18 protein-coding genes are annotated in these 19,703 nt (G+C 63.4%); 10 read left to right on the top strand and 8 right to left on the bottom strand.

The features are described from left to right. Positions 1-229: 229 nt before the first annotated feature. On the bottom strand, positions 230-1,057 hold the full coding sequence (cheR, locus tag ACIPZB_RS17215) for a protein-glutamate O-methyltransferase CheR (protein ID WP_008098705.1): 828 nt from the start codon (positions 1,055-1,057) through the stop codon (positions 230-232). Between the two features lie 51 nt (positions 1,058-1,108). Then, positions 1,109-2,038, bottom strand: a complete 930-nt coding sequence (locus ACIPZB_RS17210; protein WP_008098703.1) for a chemotaxis protein CheV — start codon at positions 2,036-2,038, stop codon at positions 1,109-1,111. Between the two features lie 78 nt (positions 2,039-2,116). Here ACIPZB_RS17210 and flgA point away from each other — a divergent pair, with 78 nt between their 5' ends. From flgA to ACIPZB_RS17190, 4 genes are all read left to right on the top strand, one after another. Further along, entirely contained in the window at positions 2,117-2,869 is a 753-nt protein-coding gene (gene flgA / locus ACIPZB_RS17205) for a flagellar basal body P-ring formation chaperone FlgA (RefSeq protein WP_400641776.1), read from the top strand. 150 nt (positions 2,870-3,019) lie between these two features. Continuing rightward, positions 3,020-3,328 (top strand): flagellar biosynthesis anti-sigma factor FlgM, encoded by a 309-nt coding sequence (flgM, locus tag ACIPZB_RS17200; protein WP_008098699.1) that lies wholly within the window; start codon positions 3,020-3,022, stop codon positions 3,326-3,328. A gap of 49 nt (positions 3,329-3,377) precedes the next feature. After that, positions 3,378-3,845, top strand: coding sequence for a flagella synthesis protein FlgN (locus ACIPZB_RS17195; RefSeq protein WP_008098697.1), 468 nt, complete (start codon positions 3,378-3,380; stop codon positions 3,843-3,845). Between the two features lie 81 nt (positions 3,846-3,926). Further along, positions 3,927-4,670, top strand: coding sequence for a flagellar brake protein (locus ACIPZB_RS17190; protein WP_400641775.1), 744 nt, complete (start codon positions 3,927-3,929; stop codon positions 4,668-4,670). A gap of 159 nt (positions 4,671-4,829) precedes the next feature. Here the strand turns inward: ACIPZB_RS17190 and ACIPZB_RS17185 are convergent, their stop codons facing one another. From ACIPZB_RS17185 to bkdR, 3 genes are all read right to left on the bottom strand, one after another. Beyond that, positions 4,830-6,167 (bottom strand): MFS transporter, encoded by a 1,338-nt coding sequence (locus tag ACIPZB_RS17185; RefSeq protein WP_400641774.1) that lies wholly within the window; start codon positions 6,165-6,167, stop codon positions 4,830-4,832. 127 nt (positions 6,168-6,294) lie between these two features. Then, complete coding sequence (locus tag ACIPZB_RS17180; RefSeq protein ID WP_400641874.1) at positions 6,295-7,536, bottom strand: glutamine synthetase family protein; 1,242 nt, start codon at positions 7,534-7,536, stop codon at positions 6,295-6,297. Between the two features lie 253 nt (positions 7,537-7,789). Beyond that, complete coding sequence (bkdR, locus tag ACIPZB_RS17175; protein ID WP_012315571.1) at positions 7,790-8,275, bottom strand: Bkd operon transcriptional regulator BkdR; 486 nt, start codon at positions 8,273-8,275, stop codon at positions 7,790-7,792. Between the two features lie 197 nt (positions 8,276-8,472). Between bkdR and ACIPZB_RS17170 the strand changes: the two genes are divergently transcribed. From ACIPZB_RS17170 to lpdA, 4 genes are read left to right on the top strand one after another with little or no spacing between them, the layout of a single operon-like run. After that, the gene (locus ACIPZB_RS17170) at positions 8,473-9,705 is read left to right on the top strand and encodes a 3-methyl-2-oxobutanoate dehydrogenase (2-methylpropanoyl-transferring) subunit alpha (protein WP_400641773.1); all 1,233 of its coding nucleotides are present in this window, start codon (positions 8,473-8,475) and stop codon (positions 9,703-9,705) included. Position 9,706: 1 nt separating this feature from the next. Then, positions 9,707-10,765 carry an alpha-ketoacid dehydrogenase subunit beta gene (locus ACIPZB_RS17165; RefSeq protein ID WP_008098685.1) on the top strand — a complete coding sequence of 353 codons (1,059 nt, stop codon included), beginning with the start codon at positions 9,707-9,709 and terminating at the stop codon, positions 10,763-10,765. Continuing rightward, the gene (locus tag ACIPZB_RS17160) at positions 10,766-12,037 is read left to right on the top strand and encodes a dihydrolipoamide acetyltransferase family protein (protein ID WP_400641772.1); all 1,272 of its coding nucleotides are present in this window, start codon (positions 10,766-10,768) and stop codon (positions 12,035-12,037) included. 2 nt (positions 12,038-12,039) lie between these two features. Beyond that, positions 12,040-13,419: a dihydrolipoyl dehydrogenase gene (gene lpdA, locus ACIPZB_RS17155; protein ID WP_400641771.1), complete on the top strand. Its 1,380-nt coding sequence runs from the start codon at positions 12,040-12,042 to the stop codon at positions 13,417-13,419. Positions 13,420-13,616: 197 nt separating this feature from the next. Here lpdA and ACIPZB_RS17150 read toward each other — a convergent pair whose 3' ends face one another. After that, the gene (locus tag ACIPZB_RS17150; protein WP_400641770.1) at positions 13,617-14,615 is read right to left on the bottom strand and encodes a sensor domain-containing diguanylate cyclase; all 999 of its coding nucleotides are present in this window, start codon (positions 14,613-14,615) and stop codon (positions 13,617-13,619) included. Positions 14,616-14,905: 290 nt separating this feature from the next. Between ACIPZB_RS17150 and ACIPZB_RS17145 the strand changes: the two genes are divergently transcribed. Then, a complete protein-coding gene (locus ACIPZB_RS17145; protein ID WP_400641769.1) occupies positions 14,906-15,877 on the top strand; it encodes an endonuclease in 972 nt (323 codons plus the stop codon). 217 nt (positions 15,878-16,094) lie between these two features. Next, entirely contained in the window at positions 16,095-17,084 is a 990-nt protein-coding gene (locus tag ACIPZB_RS17140; protein ID WP_400641768.1) for a zinc-binding dehydrogenase, read from the top strand. An 81-nt stretch (positions 17,085-17,165) separates the two neighbouring features. On the opposite strand, the gene ACIPZB_RS17135 is transcribed toward ACIPZB_RS17140, so the two are convergent. Together ACIPZB_RS17135 and ACIPZB_RS17130 are read right to left on the bottom strand one after the other, a co-directional pair. Continuing rightward, positions 17,166-18,770 carry a GMC family oxidoreductase gene (locus ACIPZB_RS17135; RefSeq protein WP_400641767.1) on the bottom strand — a complete coding sequence of 535 codons (1,605 nt, stop codon included), beginning with the start codon at positions 18,768-18,770 and terminating at the stop codon, positions 17,166-17,168. Positions 18,771-18,824: 54 nt separating this feature from the next. Next, on the bottom strand, positions 18,825-19,643 hold the full coding sequence (locus ACIPZB_RS17130) for an alpha/beta fold hydrolase (RefSeq protein WP_400641766.1): 819 nt from the start codon (positions 19,641-19,643) through the stop codon (positions 18,825-18,827). Positions 19,644-19,703 lie beyond the last annotated feature (60 nt).

The raw sequence follows: 19,703 nt of genomic DNA, 5'->3' as shown, positions 1-19,703 counted from the left end.
TTCCGCCTGGCCATGGGAAAGCGGCAATTGCCGGGTGGCAAAAGCGGCAAAACAAAAAATTGACGTCAACTGCGATGGGGTCCGCTTCGCGGACATCGCCGGCAAGCCGGCTCCCACAGCTACACCGCAACTTCAAACCCAGCGGGGCACCTGTGGGAGCCGGCTTGCCGGCGATGAGGCCAGTGCAGACAACAAAAAGGCCGGCAACTTTCTCTGCCGGCCTCTTGTCTTACTTGGCCTGGTAGATAATCCCCGGGCTGCACTGCACCATCTGGTAATGGTCCGGCAACCCATTGAGCGCCTCGGACGCCCCGAGGAACAGATACCCCCCAGGCTTCAGCGTGCTGTGAATCCGCAACAGAATGTCCTTCTTCACCTGCGCCGAGAAGTAGATCAGCACATTGCGGCAGAACACGATGTCGAACTTGCCCAGCGCCGCGTAGCTGTCGAGCAGGTTGAACGAGCGGAACTCGACCCGGCTGCGAATCGCCGGCTTCACCGCCCAGCGCCCCGGGCCCTTGGGGTCGAAGTAGCGCTGCAGGCGCTCCTGGGACAAGCCGCGGGCAATCGCCAGGCTGTCGTACTCACCGGTCTTGCAGTTGTTCAGCATCGAACCGGAGAGATCGGTAGCGACGATCTGCGCGCCCATCTTCAACTGGCCCAGGTTGCTGCGCTCGAACTCATCGATGGCCATCGAAATGGAATACGGCTCCTGGCCCGACGAGCAGGCCGCCGACCACATGCGCAGGCGCTGGCCGGGATTGTTCCTGATGAACTCGGGAATGACCTTGTTCTTCAGCACTTCGAATGGGTAGCTGTCGCGAAACCACAGGGTCTCGTTGGTGGTCATGGCGTCGACCACCTGCTCGCGCAAGCCGCCACGCGGCTGGGTCTGGATGCGCTGCACCAGTTCGCCCAGGCTCTTGATACCTTGTTGTTCCATCAGCTTGTTGAGACGGCTGGAAACCAAGTACTGCTTATTCTCCCCCAGCAGGATGCCACAGGCTTTCTCCAGGAAGACCCGGAACTGTTCGAACTCCAAATTACCCGTAGACACTACTGCCGCCTCTTTTCAATCTCTGGTGCCGGGAGCGCGCCCCCGGCTGCTTCAATGCGCCGCCTTGATCCGGTCGACCACGCGTTGGGCCAGGTCGTCCGGCTTGAACTTGGCCAGGAAGTCATCGGCACCGACCTTCTTGACCATCGCCTGGTTGAATACCCCGGACAGGGAAGTATGCAGGCAGATGTGCAATTTTTGCATGCGCGGATCGTTGCGGATCTCCGCGGTCAGCGTATAGCCGTCCATTTCTGGCATTTCAATGTCCGAGATCATCATCAGGAACTCTTCTTCCGGCCGCTTGCCCTCCTCCACCAACTTGCGCAGGTAGTTCAGTGCCTGGCGACCGTCGTTGAGCGCCACCACTTCCACGCCCACCGTCTGCAGGCAGCGGCTGACCTGCTTGCGTGCCACCGACGAATCGTCGACGGTCAGCACCCGCAACAGCACGGCCTTGTCCTGCACCTCGGCATCCACCACACCCGCAGACACCTGCTCGGAAGACGGCGCCACCTCGGCCAGCACCTTCTCCACGTCGATGATCTCGACCATGCGGTTGTCCACCCGGGTGACCGCCGTCAGGTAGTGGTCGCGGCCGGTGCCCTTGGGTGGCGGATGGATCTCTTCCCAGTTCATGTTGACGATGCGCTCGACCGAATGCACCAGAAAGCCCTGGGTCTTGGTGTTGTACTCGGTGATGATCACGAAACTGTTGCGCGTTTCTTCCTGCAGCCCTGGCAGGCCGGTGGCCATCGACAGGTCAAGGATCGGAATGGTCGCCCCGCGAATATTGGCCACGCCGCGCACCACCGGGTGCGATTTGGGCAGCACGGTCAGGGCCGGACACTGCAGCACTTCGCGAACCTTGAACACGTTGATGCCGTAGAGCTGCTGGCCATTGAGGCGGAACAACAGCAATTCCAGGCGATTCTGCCCAACCAGCTGCGTGCGCTGGTTGACTGAATCCATTACCCCCGCCATGCCTGACTCCTTCTGTTTTCTGCCTGTTGGTAGCGACTCGATCAGCGAGTCGGCACGGGCTTTGCTTTTTTGAGCGCCATGTACATGAAAACGACAATTTTCCGACGACTGACGCCGCTGCTGAGCGCTGCGCTGGCCGCATTGTGCCTGCTGGCACCCGGCGTTCGCACGCTAGCGGACGCGGTTACCTTGCCTGAACAGCTTATCGGCGTCACCCAAGGGTTTCTTGAATTTGCCGTCGAGGACTACCTGGCCACCACCCAGACGGCCGGACGCTACGAAATCCAGGTCAGCCCGCTCGACCCTCGCCTGCGCATGCCGCTGTGCAGCCAGCAGCTGGACGCCTCGCTGGAAAGCCCGTCGCAACCGGTGGGCCGAGTGACCGTGCGGGTGCGTTGCGATGGCGGCGCACCCTGGACACTGTTCGTACCGGCGACGGTGCGACTGTTTCGCGATGTGGTCGTGGTTACCCGCCCGCTCAAGCGTGACAACGTGATCGGTGAAGGCGACGTGGCCCTGCGCGAGCGCGATGTGGGCACCTTGACCCAGGGCTTTCTCAACGACCTCGACCAGGCGGTGGGCATGAAGATGGTGCGCTCCACGGTGATCGACCAGGTGCTCACCCCACAGCACCTTGAACAGGCCGAGGTGGTGCGCAAGGGCGATCACGTGGTCATCACCGCCCGCAGCGGCAGCCTCAGCGTGCGCATGCCGGGCGAGGCGCTGGCCAAGGGCGGCCAGGGCGAGCAGATTCGGGTGCGCAATCTCAATTCCAAACGGGTGGTCAAGGCACGCGTCACCGGCCCCGGCCAGGTCGAGGTGGCCATGTAAATGGGCTGGCGGTGCGCGGGCGGTTTTCCTAAACTGTGTCGGAAACGGGTACACGGGCTTGCCGACAGGCGGCTGTGCATTTGTGCCTAAAGTTTTATTCGGGTTGGCCGAAAACAAGGCAAGCGTCCAAATACCCAGAGGTTTCTGATCATGGTCATCGACTTCAGTCGTTTGAATAACTCTCCGTCGGTCACCGGCGGCGTTCGCGGCAATGCCGCGCCGGGCACTGCCGACAAGGCTGGCGAGCCGGTCGAAGCGCCGAAAAGCGCCAGCGGAGAAGCGGTACACCTCAGTCAAGAGGCCCAGCAGTTGCAGAAGATCAGCGACAAGCTGCGCGACCAGCCCGTTGTCGACAGTGCCCGCGTGGCACAGTTGAAGCAGGCGATCGCCGATGGCAGCTACAAGGTCGATGCCGGCCGGGTCGCCAGCAAACTGCTCGATTTCGAAGCTCAGCGCTGACCGTTCGGCGCGCTGACTTCACGGACGCTATAAAAGCCAAGAGTTAGCCATGCACGACATCACTTTGCTGCAACTGATCGAAGACGACCTCGCCCCGACCCAGGAACTGCTCGACCTCCTGCAAAAAGAGGCCGTGGCCCTGCACAGTCGTGACCTGGCGCCGCTGGAAGGCATCCTGGCCCGCAAGCAGTCGCTGATCGTTCTGCTCGAGCAGCAAGGCCTGCGCCGCAACAACCTGCTCGCCAGCCTCGGCCTCAGCGCCGATCGAGCCGGGGTGCAAGCGGTGGCCGCGCAGTCGCCAAACGGCGACGTGATCATGCAACAGCTCAATGTGCTCACCCAGCTGATGGATGCCTGCCAGAAGGTCAACGAGACCAATGGCCGGATCATCCAGGTGCAACAGCACGTCACGGCCAACCAGGTCAGAATCCTCATGGGCGGCGATTCTCCGTCGCTCTACGACAACCGTGGCGCCACCTCGCCACTGGCCAAGCCCCGGGCGCTCAGCCAAGTTTGATTATTCCTATTCAAGGCACAGAACATACTGGCAAAATGCCGTTACTTGCGTGTGTCGTTTTTGCCTGGAGATTGAAAACCCGTGTTCAATGAAACCGATGCTCCGCAGCCGCCCAAGGTGCTGAACACTCCTATGGAGATCGCCGCCAACCTGCGCCAGTTGCAGGAGAGCCATGATCCCTTGATCATCACCTTCCACGAGCGCAGCCAGCGGTTCCAGAGCTATGTGGTGCACGTGGACCGCGAGAGCAACACCCTGGCGCTGGACGAAATGATTCCGCGCGATGGTGAAAAATTCATCGAGAACGGTGAAGCGTTCCGTGTCGAAGGCTTCCACGATGGCGTGCGCATCGCCTGGGAATGCAACCACGAACTGAAGATCACCGAGGTCGACGGCCACCGCTCGTACCGGGGCGCCCTGCCGGAAGAAGTGACCTACCACCAGCGCCGCAATGCCTTTCGCGCCGCGCTGAAGCTGTCGCAACTGGTCGACATCATTCTCGACGGCAGCCACCTCAAGGGCAACGGCGCCATGCGTGGCAAGCTGCTGGACATCTCCGCCACCGGCTGCAAGCTGCGCTTTGACGGCAATGTCGAAGAGCGCCTGCAGCTGGGCCAGGTGTACGAGCGTTTCAAGGCGGGTAGCCCGCTGGGCCTGGTGGACTGCATGGTCGAGCTGCGTCACCTGCATTATGAAGAGCGCATCAATACTACCTTCGCGGGCGTGCGTTTTCACAACCTCAGTGGCCAGGCGCAACGCAAGATCGAGAGCTTCGTGTACCAGCTGCAGCGTGAGGCGCGGCGGTTCGATAAAGACGATTATTGATCGGCTGCTGGATGTAAAAAATCGCCACCCATGGGGTGGCGTTTTTGTTTGTGTCTGTAGTGGCCCTATCGCCGGCAAGCCGGCTCCCACACTGGATCTGTGGTGCCCCCGATTCCTGTGGGAGCCGGCTTGCCGGCGATAGGGCCGGTACAGGCAACCCTAGTTTCGATTCAGCTCGACCGACTCTGCAGCCTCTGCCGGCTCAGCCTTCTCCTCCACCTCGGTATCCTCGGCCGCCACCGGCGTCTGCATCACATCCTGCACGGTCTGCTCATCCACCCGAGGGTCAAGCGCTGCCGACAAAGGCGAACCCGCCGCCGGCATCGCCACGTGCCCCAGCGGCGCGTCCTGCACCTGATGAAGCCCGGTAACCGCCTTGGGCCGAATGCGCCACACCAGCACCAGGGCGAAGAACGCGAAGAAGGCATAGAGCATCTGCGCACCCAGCACCTTCATCAACACACCTGCCGCCAGCGGCCCGATACAAGCGCCCACGCCATAGGTCACCAGCAACATGGCGGTCAGCGACACCCGTCGCTCGCTTTCCACATGGTCATTGGAAAAAGCCACCGCCAGCGGATACAGGCAGAACTGCAGCAACGAGACCACAAAGCCGATGCCGAACAGCAGCTCCAGCGGCACGCTGGGCAGGAATGCCAGCGGTGCCGAGGCCAGCGCCAGCCCCACCGCCACACTGCGGATCAGCAGCGCCCGGTCGTAGCGATCGGACAGCCAGCCCAGCGGCCACTGCACCACCAGGCCGGCGAAGATGCAGCAGCCCATGAACAGACCGATCTGCTCGGTGGTCAATCCTTGGCTGGAGGCATACAGCGGCGCCAGGCCGTAGAACGAACCGACGATCAACCCCGAACCCAGCACCGTACTGAGCGACTGCGGCACCCGCTTGATGAAGAACTTCGGCTCCATCGGCGCCGGGCGCAACGGTGCCGGGTGGATGCGCCGAGTCATGGCCACCGGCACCAGGCACAGGGCAAAGCACATGGCGACCAGCATCAGCAACTCAGGCCCCAACTGCGGATGCACCACCAGGATCAACTGGCCGAGCACCAGCCCCAGGTAGGAAGCGATCATGTAGCCACTGAACACCGCGCCACGGTGCTTGGCATCGGCCTGCTCGTTCAGCCAGCTCTCGATGACCATGTACTGGCACATCATCCCCAGGCCGACGATCATCCGCAGCCCGACCCAGGCCGGTAGCCAGCTGGTCAGGCCATGGCCAAGCACCGCCGCGCCGACGATACCGGCGCAGGTGGCATAGGCGCGGATGTGCCCTACCCGTCCGATGAGCCGGTGGCCGACCTTGCCGCCCACGGCAAGACCGAAATAGTTGGCCGCCATCAACGCACCGACCCACAGGCTGTCGACATGGTCGGCCGCCAGGCGCAGTGCCAGATAGGTACTGAGCAGGCCCGAGCCGATCAGCATCATCAAGGCAGCGAAATACAGCGACTGAAAGGGCTTCCAGATGTTTCGCATACGTCCCCTCGGGCTCCCTGGTCAGGTGGCGTTGACCTGGCAAGCATAAAAGCAAATGCGCCGTGGCGCAGGCCCCCCAAGGCGAAATACTTCGCCAGGGGCGCGTCCAGTAGCGCTCGTGTCGCGATCAGGCTTGTGCCGCCAGCACCCGCCGCTCCCAGGGCGTGATCTCGTCGAAGAAGTCGGACAGTTCCAGGGTCTTGCTGGCCACGTAACCTTCGATGAATTCGCTGCCGAACAATTGCTGCGCCAGTGCGCTGCGCTTCAGGCGTTCCAGCGCGGCGTGCAGCGTGCAAGGCAGGCTCAGATTCTCCGGCACCTCGAACTCGCCCTGGATGGCCGGTGCCGGCTGCAGGCGCTGCTCGATACCGTGCAGGCCAGCTGCCAGGCTGGCGGCAATGGCCAGGTAGGGGTTGGCGTCGGCACCGGGCAGCCGGTTCTCCACGCGCCGCGCCACCGGGGCGCTGGCCGGAATGCGCAAGCCCGCGGCACGGTTGTCATGGGACCAGCAGGCATTGTTCGGCGAGGCATAGGGATGGCACAGGCGCTGGTACGAGTTGACGTTGGGGGCGAACAACGCGGTGAAGTCGGCCAGGCACGCCTGCAGGCCGCCAATGAAATGATGGAAGGTCTCGGTCGCTTGCCCGTGTTCGTCGTTGAACACATTTCGCCCGCTGGCCGTATCGACCAGGCTCTGGTGAATGTGCATGGAACTGCCGGGCGTGTGCGCCAGCGGCTTGGCCATGCACACCACGATCAGGCCATGCTTGAGCGCCACTTCCTTGAGCAGGTGCTTGAACAGGAAGGTCTGGTCGGCCAGCAGCAGCGGGTCGCCATGCAGCAGGTTGATCTCGAACTGGCTGACGCCCATCTCGTGCATGAAGGTATCGCGCGGCAGGCCCAGTGCCGCCATGCACTGGTAGACCTCCTGGAAGAACGGGCGCAGGCCGTTGTTGGAGCTGACGCTGAAGGCCGAGTGGCCAAGCTCGCGGCGGCCGTCCTTGCCGAGCGGCGGCTGGAACGGTTGCTGCGGGTCGCTGTTGGGCGCGAAGACGAAGAACTCGAGCTCCGTCGCCACCACCGGCGCCAGGCCAAGGGCCGCGTACCGGGCGATCACCGCCTTGAGCTGGCCGCGGGTGGACAGCCCCGAAGGTCTGCCATCGAGTTCGACGGCATCGCAGATGGCCAGGGCCAGGCCCTCTTCGCTCCACGGCAACCGGTGGATTTGCGTGGGCTCTGCCACCAGCGCCAGGTCGCCATCGTCGCTGCCGTAGAAGCGCGCCGGCGGGTAGCCGCCCATGATGCATTGCAGTAGAACGCCGCGGGCCATCTGCAAGCGCCGGCCTTCGAGGAAGCCTTCGGCGGTCATCACCTTGCCGCGGGGCACGCCGTTGAGGTCGGGGGTGATGCATTCGATCTGGTCGATGCCCTTGAGGTACTCGGCGAGGGGGCGTTGGGCGGCGCTGGTCATGACACTTGTCCTTGTTGTTATCAGCTGGCAACAACATAGGCTGGGGGTGTTTAAAATATCAAGCAGCCTGCACTGGCCCTATCGCCGGCAAGCCGGCTCCCACAGGGACCGGGGACACCACAGATCCAGTGTGGGAGCCGACTGCCACCCGCTATTCCCGCAACGTCATCCCGTTCGAAGGCAACGGCAGCGCCGTCTTGTACCGCACCTGCTTCAAGGCAAAACTCGAACGAATATTAGCCACCCCCGGCAACCGCGTCAGGTAGTCGAGAAACCGCTCCAGCGCCTGAATGCTCGGCAGCAACACCCGCAGCAAGTAGTCCGGGTCGCCCGTCATCAAGTAGCACTCCATCACTTCCGGCCGCTCGGCGATCTCTTCCTCGAAGCGGTGCAGCGCCTGCTCCACCTGCTTCTCCAGGCTGACATGGATGAACACATTGACATCCAGCCCCAGCACTTCTGGCGACAGCAAGGTCACCTGCTGGCGAATCACCCCCAACTCCTCCATGGCCTTGACCCGGTTGAAACAGGGCGTGGGCGACAGGTTCACCGAACGCGCCAGCTCCGCGTTGGTGATGCGAGCGTTGTCCTGCAGGCTGTTGAGAATGCCGATATCGGTACGATCGAGTTTGCGCATGAGACAAATTCACCGGTTTTTTGTGTTTATTCAGAATGTTTATCTGCAGTGCGCGTTAAAGGCAATCAACTTGAGAGAAAAATTCTCCCGGGCTGTCACTACTATGTAACTGACGCTGACCTACCAGTCACAAGCCGGTACTCAGCGGCGACCGCTTCAGAGCTCACAAAAACAACACCCGAGCGAGCGTAAAAAGCATGAACGAGTACGCCCCCCTGCGTTTGCATGTGCCCGAGCCTACCGGCCGGCCAGGCTGCCAGACCGATTTCTCCTACCTGCGTCTGAACGATGCGGGTCAAGTCCGTAAACCCCCGATCGATGTCGACGCTGCCGACACCGCCGACCTGTCCAAGAGCCTGGTCCGCGTGCTCGACGAGCAAGGCAATGCCCTGGGCCCCTGGGCCGAAGACATCGACCCGCAGATCCTGCGCCAAGGCATGCGTGCCATGCTCAAGACGCGCATCTTCGACAGCCGCATGGTGGTCGCCCAGCGCCAGAAGAAAATGTCCTTCTACATGCAGAGCCTGGGCGAGGAAGCCATCGGCAGCGCCCAGGCCCTGGCACTGAACCGCACCGACATGTGCTTCCCCACCTACCGCCAGCAGAGCATCCTGATGGCCCGCGACGTGTCGCTGGTGGAGATGATCTGTCAGTTGCTGTCCAACGAGCGCGACCCGCTCAAGGGCCGCCAGCTGCCGATCATGTATTCGGTGCGCGAGGCCGGCTTCTTCACCATCAGCGGCAACCTGGCGACCCAGTTCGTGCAGGCGGTCGGCTGGGCCATGGCCTCGGCGATCAAGGGCGATACCAAGATCGCCTCGGCCTGGATCGGCGATGGCGCCACTGCAGAATCCGACTTCCACACTGCCCTGACCTTCGCCCACGTGTACCGCGCGCCGGTGATCCTCAACGTGGTCAACAACCAGTGGGCGATCTCCACCTTCCAGGCCATCGCCGGCGGTGAGTCGACCACCTTCGCCGGGCGTGGCGTGGGCTGTGGCATCGCCTCGCTGCGCGTCGACGGCAACGACTTCGTCGCCGTGTACGCCGCCTCGCGCTGGGCTGCCGAACGCGCCCGCCGTGGCCTGGGGCCGTGCCTGATCGAGTGGGTCACCTACCGCGCCGGCCCGCACTCGACCTCCGATGACCCGTCCAAGTACCGCCCCGCCGATGACTGGAGCCACTTCCCGCTGGGCGACCCGATCGCCCGCCTCAAGCAGCACCTGATCAACATCGGCCAGTGGTCCGAGGAAGAACACCAGGCGGTCACCGCCGAGTTCGAGGCCGCGGTCATTGCCGCGCAGAAGGAAGCCGAACAATACGGCACCCTGGCCAACGGCCACATCCCGAGCGCGGCCTCGATGTTCGAGGACGTGTACAAGGACATGCCCGACCACCTGCGCCGTCAGCGCCAGGAACTGGGGGTTTGAGATGAACGACCACAACAACAGCATCAAACCGGAAACCGCCATGGCCACCACCACCATGACCATGATCCAGGCCCTGCGCTCGGCCATGGATGTCATGCTTGAGCGCGACGACGACGTGGTGATCTACGGCCAGGACGTCGGCTACTTCGGCGGCGTGTTCCGCTGCACCGAAGGTTTGCAGAACAAGTACGGCAAGTCGCGCGTGTTCGACGCCCCGATCTCCGAGAGCGGCATCGTCGGCACCGCGGTGGGCATGGGCGCCTATGGCCTGCGGCCAGTGGTGGAAATCCAGTTCGCCGACTACTTCTACCCGGCCTCCGACCAGATCGTCTCGGAGATGGCCCGTCTGCGCTATCGCTCGGCCGGCGAGTTCATCGCCCCGCTGACCCTGCGCATGCCTTGTGGCGGCGGCATCTACGGCGGCCAGACCCACAGCCAGAGCCCGGAAGCGATGTTCACCCAGGTATGCGGCCTGCGCACGGTGATGCCGTCCAACCCGTATGACGCCAAGGGCCTGCTGATCGCCTCGATCGAATGCGACGACCCGGTGATCTTCCTGGAGCCCAAGCGCCTGTACAACGGCCCGTTCGATGGCCACCACGACCGCCCGGTGACACCGTGGTCCAAGCACCCGCAAAGCGCAGTGCCGGACGGCTACTACACCGTGCCGCTGGACAAGGCGGCGATTACCCGCCCCGGCAACGATGTCACCGTGCTGACCTACGGCACCACCGTCTACGTGGCCCAGGTGGCCGCCGAGGAAACCGGTGTCGATGCCGAAGTGATCGACCTGCGCAGCCTCTGGCCGCTGGACCTGGAAACCATCGTCGAGTCGGTGAAGAAGACCGGCCGCTGCGTGGTGGTGCATGAAGCCACGCGTACCTGCGGCTTCGGTGCCGAACTGGTGTCGCTGGTGCAAGAGCATTGCTTCCATCACCTCGAAGCGCCGATCGAGCGCGTCACCGGCTGGGACACCCCTTACCCGCATGCACAGGAATGGGCGTATTTCCCAGGTCCATCGCGGGTAGGCGCGGCATTGAAACGGGTCATGGAGGTCTGAATGGGCACGCACGTCATCAAGATGCCGGACATTGGCGAAGGCATCGCGCAAGTCGAGCTGGTGGAGTGGTTCGTCAAGGTCGGCGATGTGATCGCCGAAGACCAGGTGGTGGCCGATGTCATGACCGACAAGGCCACGGTGGAAATCCCTTCGCCGGTCAGCGGCAAGGTGCTGGCCCTGGGCGGCCAGCCAGGTGAAGTGATGGCGGTCGGCAGCGAGCTGATCCGCATCGAAGTGGAAGGCAGCGGCAACCATGTGGACGTGCCGCAGGCCAAGCCGGTGGAACCGCAGGCTGCACCCGTCGCCGCCCAACCGGAATCGCGTGTCGAAGCGCAACCTGCGACCAGCCAACCCGCCGCGGCTTGCAGCGCAGCGCCTATCGTGCCGCGCCAGGCCAACGAAAAACCACTGGCCTCCCCCGCCGTGCGCAAGCGCGCCCTGGATGCCGGCATCGAGCTGCGCTACGTGCATGGCAGCGGCCCGGCCGGGCGCATCCAGCACGAAGACCTCGATGCCTTCATGAGCAAGCCGCAGAGCACTGCAGGTCAAGCGCCTGGCGGATACGCCAAACGCACGGACAGCGAGCAGGTGCCAGTGATCGGCCTGCGCCGCAAGATCGCCCAACGCATGCAGGATGCCAAACGTCGCGTGGCGCACTTCAGCTATGTCGAGGAAATCGACGTCACCGCGCTGGAGGCCCTGCGCCAGCAGCTCAACAGCAAGCACGGCGACAACCGTGGCAAGCTCACCCTGCTGCCGTTCCTGGTACGCGCACTGGTCGTGGCCTTGCGCGACTTCCCGCAGATCAACGCCACCTATGACGACGAAGCCCAGGTCATCACCCGCCACGGCGCGGTGCACGTGGGCATCGCCACCCAGGGTGACAACGGCCTGATGGTGCCGGTGCTGCGCCATGCCGAAGCGGGCAGCCTGTGGGGCAACGCCAGCGAGATCACCCGCCTGGCCACGGCCGCGCGCAACAACAAGGCCAGCCGCGAAGAGCTGTCGGGTTCGACCATCACCCTGACCAGCCTCGGCGCCCTGGGTGGGATCGTCAGCACACCGGTGGTCAACACCCCGGAAGTGGCAATCGTCGGCGTCAACCGTATGGTCGAGCGTCCCGTGGTGATCGACGGCCAGATCGTCGTGCGCAAGATGATGAACCTGTCCAGCTCGTTCGACCACCGGGTGGTCGATGGCATGGATGCCGCGCTGTTCATCCAGGCCGTGCGTGGCCTGCTCGAACAACCCGCCTGCCTGTTCGTGGAGTGAGCATGGACCAGACTATCGAAACCACCCTGCTGATCATCGGTGGCGGCCCTGGCGGCTACGTGGCCGCCATCCGCGCCGGGCAGCTGGGCATTCCCACCGTGCTGGTCGAAGGCCAGGCCCTGGGCGGTACCTGCCTGAACATCGGCTGCATTCCGTCCAAGGCACTGATCCACGTGGCCGAACAGTTCCACCAGACCTCGCGCTACAGCGGCGAGTCCGAGCTGGGCATCAGCGTCTCTTCGCCGCGCCTGGACATCGGCCGCAGCGTGGCCTGGAAGGACGGCATCGTCGACCGCCTGACCACGGGTGTGGCGGCCCTGTTGAAAAAACATGGGGTCAAGGTCATCCATGGCTGGGCGAAGATCCTCGACGGCAAGCAGGTCGAGGTCGACGGGCAACGCATCCGGTGCGAGCACCTGTTGCTGGCCACCGGTTCGAACAGCGTGACGCTGCCTATGTTGCCGTTGGGCGGGCCGATCATCTCGTCCACCGAGGCCCTGGCGCCCAAGGCCCTGCCCAAGCACCTGGTGGTGGTGGGCGGCGGTTATATCGGCCTGGAGCTGGGCATTGCCTACCGCAAGCTGGGCGCGCAGGTCAGCGTGGTGGAAGCGCGCGAGCGCATCCTGCCCACCTATGACAGCGAGCTCACCGCACCGGTGGCCGACGCGTTGAAGAAGCTGGGCATTGCCCTGCACCTGGGGCACAGCGTCGAAGGTTATGCCGACGGTTGCCTGCTGGCCCGCGATGGCCAAGGCGCCCAGTTGCGCCTGGAAGCTGACCAGGTGCTGGTGGCCGTGGGCCGCCGACCGCGTACCCAGGGCTTCAACCTGGAATGCCTGGACTTGAAAATGAACGGCGCCGCCATCGCCATCGACCCGCGTTGCCAGACCAGCATGCGCAACGTCTGGGCGATCGGCGACGTCGCCGGCGAGCCGATGCTGGCCCACCGGGCCATGGCACAAGGCGAGATGGTCGCTGAAATCATCGCCGGCAAGACCCGGCGCTTCGAGCCGACCGCCATTGCGGCGGTGTGCTTTACCGACCCCGAGGTGGTGGTGGTTGGCCAGACACCAGAGCAGGCCAGCCAGCAAGGCCTGGACTGCATCGTTGCGCAGTTCCCGTTCGCCGCCAATGGCCGGGCCATGAGCCTGGAGTCGAAAAGCGGCTTCGTGCGGGTGGTGGCACGGCGGGATAACCACTTGATCGTGGGCTGGCAGGCGGTGGGCGTGGCGGTTTCGGAACTGTCCACGGCCTTTGCCCAGTCACTGGAAATGGGCGCGCGGCTGGAAGATGTGGCCGGCACCATCCACGCCCATCCAACCTTGGGCGAGGCGGTACAGGAAGCGGCACTGCGCGCGCTGGGACACGCTTTGCACATCTGACACTGAAGCGGCTGTGGCCGATTTTGGCCCGCGTTGCCTGTCCGGCATCGCGGGTCTTTTTTTAGCCCTCTGTTGTCTGCTCCGGCCTCATCGCCGGCAAGCCGGCTCCCACAGGGGCCGGGGACACCACAGATCCCGTGTGGGAGCCGGCTTGCCGGCGATGAGGCCCGAACAGCCCCCACAAAGCGCCAGTCGACTCACTCGCTGATGGCATCCTTGCCGGCCTCCTTGGCCCGGTACAACGCCTGGTCCGCGCGCGCCAGCAGCTCATGCTGGGACTCCCCATCCTGTCGCATGACCACCCCATAGCTGAGGGACAGCGCGTATTCCTCCACAGGCTCGACCTGCGCCATCGCCCATCGCAGCTGTGCCGCCACTTCGAGTGCCTCGGCCAGCGAGGTCTGCGGCAGGACCATGACGAACTCGTCCCCGCCCCAACGCGCCAGCAGGTCCTGCTCACGCAGGCAGCCACGCAGCGTTTCCACCACCTGCATCAACGCTGCATCCCCTCGGACATGGCCATAGCGATCATTGATCGGCTTGAAGTCATCCACATCCATGGCAATCAGGGCCAACGGCTGGCGAAAACGCTGGGCGCGCTCGCATGCCTGCTGCAGGGCCTGCTCCAGACGGTAGCGGTTAGCGACCCGAGTCAGCGCATCGCGCTCGGCCAGCTCGCGGTTCTCGTCGAGCTGGCACTGCAACTGCTGATTGACCCACGACAGCTCGCGGGTGTGTTCGGCCACCAGGGTTTCCAGCGACTGGTTCTTCAGTTGAAGCTCGGCCACCAGGCGCTTGCCGGCGTCGATATTGCGGTGGGCGCCGAGCATGCGGGCCACGGTGCCATCGTCGTTACGGGCGATGATGTAGCCACGGTCCTCGACCCAAAGGTAGCTACCGTCCTGGCACAGGCAGCGGTATTCGACGAGATAGCGCTCGGCGCGCTGGTCGATGTAGGCCTCGAAGTGCTCCATCACCCGGGGGTAGTCTTCCGGGTGGATGACGCCCTCCCAGGTCAGCACGGTGTTGGCCATGGAATGGCTGGCATAGCCGAGCATGCTGTACCAGCCTGAATTGCGATAGACGTAGCCGGAATTGGCGTTCCAGTCCCAGATGCCGTCGCTGATCAGCTCCAACAGCATGTGCAGCTGCTCTTCGCTGAAGCTGGCAGGTATCGGCCTTGATTCCTCACTCATTGGACGCTCTCCCTGGTGTCCAGTCAGTCACCACGCTACGGTCGGGCAACGCGCTATTCGCCGCAGGCGGCAGGGTTGCACCCTGCCTGGCAAGCATATGCCTGGCAACCCTTCACGCCAACTGCATCAGCGCTTCATCCACTGCCGCCACGCGCACCGACCCGGCCAGGGGCGCAACAATTGAGGCACTGGATGCTGTAAGTGCATGGCTTGAAGTTCGTGGGACGTTTCTTCATTCATCACCGGTAAGCCGTATAATCGCGCGCCCACCCCTTCGATGATGTTTTCTCATGAAGAAACTGCTGTACGTCGTAACCCTCGCCCTCGCCGCCATACCCAGCGCCTTCGCCACTCCCCCCGCGACCTTTACCGAAGCCAAAGTCATCGCCAAGCAGAAGGTCTACCTCGACCAGGCCAACAGTGCCATGGGCGACCTGTACTGTGGCTGCAAGTGGACCTGGGTCGGCAAGTCCGGTGGCCGCGTCGACCTCAAGTCCTGCGGCTACGAAACCCGCAAGCTGCAGACCCGTGCCGAACGCACGGAATGGGAGCACATCGTGCCGGCCTGGACCTTTGGCCACCAGCGCCAATGCTGGCAGAGCGGCGGGCGCGAGCACTGTGTCGACACCGACCCAACCTTCCGCGCCATGGAAGCCGACCTGTTCAACCTCTACCCCTCCGTGGGCGAAGTGAACGGTGATCGCAGCAACTTCAACTATGGCATGGTCTCGGGTGTCGCCCCCCAGTACGGCCAATGCACGACCAAGGTGGATTTCCAGCAGAAAGCCGCAGAGCCGCGTGACGAAGTGAAGGGGCTGGTGGCGCGCACCACGTTCTACATGTTCGACCGCTACCGACTGAGCATGTCTCGCCAGCAGCAACAGCTGCTCATGGCCTGGGACAAGCAGCACCCGGTGTCTGCCTGGGAAAAAGAGCGTGACCAACGCATTGCCAGGATCATGGGGCACTCCAACCCGTTCGTCACTGGCGAACGTAACTGGACACTCGGCTACAAGCCTGCGGGCGCTGCTGACGTAACCACCACCGCAAGCCCGAAATCGGCAGCCAAGCCAGTGCCCAAGCCTACCCTGGCGAGCGCATCGACCGAGGGTGCGATCATCGGCAACCGCAACAGCCATGTGTATCACCTTGCCAGTGGCTGCCCCGGATACAGCCAGGTGTCGCAAAAGAACCAGGTAACCTTTGACAGTGAAGCGCAAGCGCTGGCTGCCGGGTATCGCAAGGCAGGCAACTGCAAGTAACCCATCAGCCCTGCGGCCACCGCCCCACATGGGCGGTGGCTTTCGGTGGTTCAGCAGTCCATTGCTGAATAGAAATCAAAAGTCTTGTGCTGTCGGTCCTGTTTTTCAGGGGGACATGCGTGGATACACTGCGCCTGCGCCGCAGCGATCAGTACTAGTAAGTGGTGATCGAAAAGGTCGCCAAGCGCTGCATCCACGCCCCCTCAGGAGATTGACTATGCCCGTTGACTACGCCGCCTGGTGCTTCACGCCAGGCCAGGGTCTCGCCGGACTGAAACTGGGCCGCAAGCCGCTGGGCGAACCGGGCCCGGGCGAGGTTTTGGTGGCCAACCGTGCCATTGCCCTGAACCCGGTGGACTGGAAGATGATCGATTGGGGCCGACCCGACTGGGGCAACGGCCAGGTACCCGGTGTCGATGCGGTGGCTGAAATAGTCGCCTGCGGGGCTGGCGTGACGCTGGAGCCTGGCACCCGGGTGGCCTACCACCAATCGTTGGCCCGTGACGGCAGTTTCGCCGAGTACGCCCTGCTGGACAGCCGTGCGCTGCTGCGCGTGCCGGCCGGGCTGGGCGACAGGTTTGCCGCCGCGTTCCCCTGCCCGGGCCTGACTGCCTGGCAGGCGCTGGAGAAAGTGCCCCTGGAAGCACCTCGGGATGTACTTGTCACAGGCGCGGGCGGCGCGGTAGGCCTGTACCTGGTACAACTGGCGGTGGCGCGCGGAGCCCGCGTCTGGGCCACTGCATCGCCGGCCCATCACGATGCGCTGCGTGGCTTGGGCGTCGTCGAGGTGTTCGATTACCACGCTTCAGAGTGGCGCCAGACCCTGCAGCGACAGCTCGGCCAACGCCGTCTGCACGCGGTGTTCGACACCGTGAGCGGCCAACATGCAGCGTCTCTGGCATCGCTGTTGGGTTACAACGGCCATTTGGTCTGCATCCAGGATCGACAGGATCAGGCGCCGCTAGCGCCCTTCACAACGGCCATTTCACTCCATGAGGTGGCGCTGAACAGCATTCACGGCCATGGCAGCGACAGCGACTGGCAGGCGCTGCGCCAAGCGGGCGAACGCCTGTTGGAAGACCTGGCAGCCGGCCGTCTGCAACCTCCGCAACTGCATGCGTTCGACTTCGAAGCGCTGCCCGCCGCCCTGGGTGAACTGAAACGCAATGCCCGAAGCGGCAAGTGGGTCACACAGCTGACCCGCTAAAGACGACCGGACCGGGTTGATGTTCACGCATCAACCCGGTCCGACATGACCGATTCATCCGTCGCCGAAGCGATCCCGTGCTCAGACGACCGAAGGCGGTAGCGCTTGGCGTCCTAGCACGATGTCCGATGCCTTTTCCGCGATCATGATCGCGGCAGCATTGGTGTTGCCAGAGATGAGGTTGGGCATGATGGAGTTGTCGACGATGCGCAGGTTGCGCAGGCCATGCACCCGAAGCAGCGGGTCGACCACGGCCATGTCGTGCAGCCCCATTTGGCAGGTACCGACGGGATGGTAGACCGTTTTACCGCGAGAACGAATGTAGGCGGCCAGTGCGGCCTCATCCCGCAGTCCCTCACCCGGAAATGCTTCGGTCGTTTCGACGAAAGCGGCAAAGGCCGGCTGCGCCAGGATACGACGGGCCACCGCCAATGCTTTCAGCGAAAGGCGCATATCGTCGGGGTCGGATAGATAGCGCGGATCCACCACAGGGGCATCGTTCGGGTCGGCCGAGCGCAGGCGTATTTCTCCCCGACTCTTTGGCCGCAGGACACAGGGATTGACCGTCGCGCCCGCGCGCTTGATCTTCTGTTTCCGGTAGCCGTCGATGAACACGATCGGCGCGAAATGCATCTGGATATTGGGCTCGGCTTCCATGTCATCGACGTTCAGGAAGGCGCAGGCTTCCGTCACGTTGGACATGGCCGGCCCGGACTTGAACAGCAGGTACTGAAGGCCGTTCTTGGCCGCTCGCAGGGGGGCATCCTCGCCGTAGTAGCCATACCGTCCCGTGCAGAAGCGGATGGCTGGAAACTCCAAATGGTCCTGCAGGTTTTTGCCGACGCCCTCGAGTCGATGCCGGCGCGCAATCCCATGTCGCCGCAACGCCTCCTCGGGACCGATGCCCGACAGCATCATCAGCTTGGGTGTCTGGATCGCCCCTGCGGCAAGAATCACTTCGACATCGGCACGTGCTTCAAGCAGACGCCCCTTGTGCAGGTACTCCACACCGACGGCTCGGTCACCCTCGAACAGGATCCGTGTGACCAGGCAACCGGTGCGGATTTCCACATTGCGCTCTGTCTTCTCGCAACGCAGATAGGCGACGGCTGCACTGGAGCGCCGGCCGTTGCGTGTGGTGGTCTGAATCAGGCCCACCCCGCGTTGGCGGGCTCCGTTGAAATCCGCCGTGTAGGGAATACCCGCTTCCTGAGCGCCGCGCAGAAAAGCGCGGGTCAAGTCACTGGTGTGGCGCAGGTCCGACACACCCAGTGGGCCGCCTGTGCCGTGATAGGCATCCGAGAGTCGCTCGTTATCTTCTGCCCGCATGAAATAGGGCAACACGTCGCGATAGCCCCAGCCTTGCGCACCCGCTGCCGCCCAGCCGTCGTAGTCGGCGCGCTGACCGCGGATATAGACCGTCGCGTTGACCGAGCCACCTCCGCCCAGCACATGCCCTTGTGGCAGCGTCGTGGCTCGCCCACCCAGTCCAGGCTGCGCCTCCGTTTCGTAGTGGTAGAGCAGCTTGCCGTCCAGAAGCTTCACGAACCCTGCGGGAATGTGGATCAAGGGATTCCAGTCCGCCGGACCCGACTCCAGCAACAAAACCTTCGCACCCGCCTCGGCAAGTCGCCCGCTCAGGGTACTGCCGGCGGATCCTCCGCCGACGACGATGTAATCAGTCAATTTTTTCTCCAGGATTGTGAGTCATTGTTTTATGGAGACTGACGCACCGTGTCGTCAGGAGCGGTGCGCGTGGAGGAAATCCCGCACTTTCGGCAGCACCACTTCCGGCACCTCCAGAAGCGGGCTATGCCCGGCTTTTTCGACGATGAACACCTCGGCATCCTTCAAGCGCTCGGCGCATTCCCGCGCCCACTCCGGCGGGCGCTGAATGTCTTCCTCGCCATTGATCAGCAAGGCGGGAATGCTGATCCTTTCCAGCAGGTTCAAGGCGTCATCACGCTCGATCACGCCCTTCATTGCCGGCAGCAGTCGGCGTGGCACGGCGCTGATGCGGTCCTGCCAGAGTGCAACCAAGGCAGCCTTGCCGGGATCGCTGCGCGTCGTGGCCCCCAGCATGATCTCCATGGTTTCATCGAGCGCCTTGTTGATGAACCCCATTTCACCCGCGCGCTGAACCCACGCCCGTAGCCGCTCGATCTTGGCGCGGTCCTCTTCCTGGACGGAGGAACCGAGCAGGGTGAGCGTGGTGAACAGTTCGGGTCGTGCGGCAATCATGCGTACGCCGACGTCTCCACCCATCGATTGAACGATGAGGTGAATGTTCGTCAGTTCGAGCTTTTCGATAAGCGCCAGGATGTCTTCGGCACACTGGTCCATGGTGATGACCGGCACATCGTCAAGGTCGCTACGGCCCTGGCCGCGAAATTCCGGGCGAACAACCCGGTATTGACCGGCAAAGAATGCGGCCAGGCCTTCGAACATCCTTGAATCGAGGAACAGCGAATGCAGGCACAGCATGACGGGCAAGTTTGGCTCTGCGCTGTCCTCTACAAAAAGGTTCGTGCCATTTACGGGAATGATTGAGCGAGGCATGGTGTCTCCAGTTCGGCAATGATTGTTGTGATGATTTTTCGACAGGTCGGCCCTGAGCGC

The sequence above is a fragment of the Pseudomonas sp. NPDC089396 genome, from assembly GCF_044749545.1.
Taxonomy (GTDB): Bacteria; Pseudomonadota; Gammaproteobacteria; order Pseudomonadales; family Pseudomonadaceae; genus Aquipseudomonas.
Note: the sequence above shows the minus strand (reverse complement) of the source record. Positions and strands in the feature narration are given on the sequence as shown.